Here is a 1148-nt window from a genome sequence, read left to right on the forward strand (position 1 = left end):
TAATACTTTTTCTGTGTACTCATTTTTCTAAGATATTATTTTGGTCTTAATATCTCTAAAAAATCGTCCGTGTAAATTTAGCAACTCCAGTAAGGACAGCTTACCTTTTTATCATCTTCAAAATACAAGGAATACACTCCGGGATTCTCCCAACTAAAATCCTTAATCGGCTTAATAGTCAATATCCCGATATAAACTACCAACATTAAAACGATGTAGCGTTTTTTGCGAATAATGTGCTTTGACCTTAATATAACAATAGCCAAAACAATAAGAAGATGAAAAATCACTTGCATATGTATACTGTTCAAATTTATTATTCAATCTTATCAGCTAGCGCGGTAACTTATATAATTAGTTACTATACCAGCCTCGTCTCTTATCAACATCTTCAATGTTCTCATCTTCAACATCAGTAATTAGCTTCGCTAATATTTTTGAAGGAGTCCCGTATGCTGTTTTATATTTATCCGGAGTTAAATTTAAATGATCATATTGACCATCCAATACCTTATCTGCATCTGCAATACAAGTCTCATTAAACCAGGCATAAGATGGCTCCTCTTGAAACTGCCCCTTGCCTGCAAAATTACGTTCTTTAAAAAATTGCCATTCCTTTGAGGCATAACCTTCAATTCCATCAACAACAAAATTAATATACACTCTTCCCCAGGTTCTTTGCTGAAACTCTGTAATGCCTACTTGTTTAATTGTAATTTTCATGTTTTTTGAATTTGTTTTATCGTACACTGCAAAGGTGTGCACGATGTGTGCAGTCTATCTGCAATGGTTAGTTTCAAATCCAAACTCTTGCTAAATCCAGTATTTAACTGGTCCATATGTGTTCGTCATCCCTCGTCAGCAAAAGATCATGCCAGGCTATCGCAGCCTTATTTTCAGTGTTGATTTTTAAAGGATTCAAATAAAGCTGCTCACCTTCGGTCACTGAGTTAACCGAAGTGCGGTCACTCTCCTCGCTCATAACCGACTATACCCGGTATTTGTTTTTTTAATTCATTGGTACCGGGCTGCGGTCATCGAGCGAAGTCGAGTTGCGGTTACTGAGCATCGTCGAAGTGAGCCTGTCATGCCCTTTGCAGTTCCTTCGGTCTTCCTCACGGCAGTTCCACATTCCTTCAGGCACATGG

At 37.6% G+C, this 1148-nt stretch carries 2 protein-coding genes; both read right to left on the reverse strand.

The window, feature by feature from the left end; genetic code table 11:
* Positions 1-77 precede the first annotated feature (77 nt).
* Positions 78-296 carry a hypothetical protein gene (locus tag ACRD7B_RS22735; RefSeq protein WP_430826968.1) on the reverse strand — a complete coding sequence of 73 codons (219 nt, stop codon included), beginning with the start codon at positions 294-296 and terminating at the stop codon, positions 78-80.
* A gap of 58 nt (positions 297-354) precedes the next feature.
* Positions 355-723: a hypothetical protein gene (locus ACRD7B_RS22740; protein WP_430826969.1), complete on the reverse strand. Its 369-nt coding sequence runs from the start codon at positions 721-723 to the stop codon at positions 355-357.
* Between the last annotated feature and the right edge of the window lie 425 nt (positions 724-1148).

This window comes from Carboxylicivirga fragile (assembly GCF_050589805.1).
Classification (GTDB): Bacteria; Bacteroidota; Bacteroidia; order Bacteroidales; family Marinilabiliaceae; genus Carboxylicivirga; species Carboxylicivirga fragile.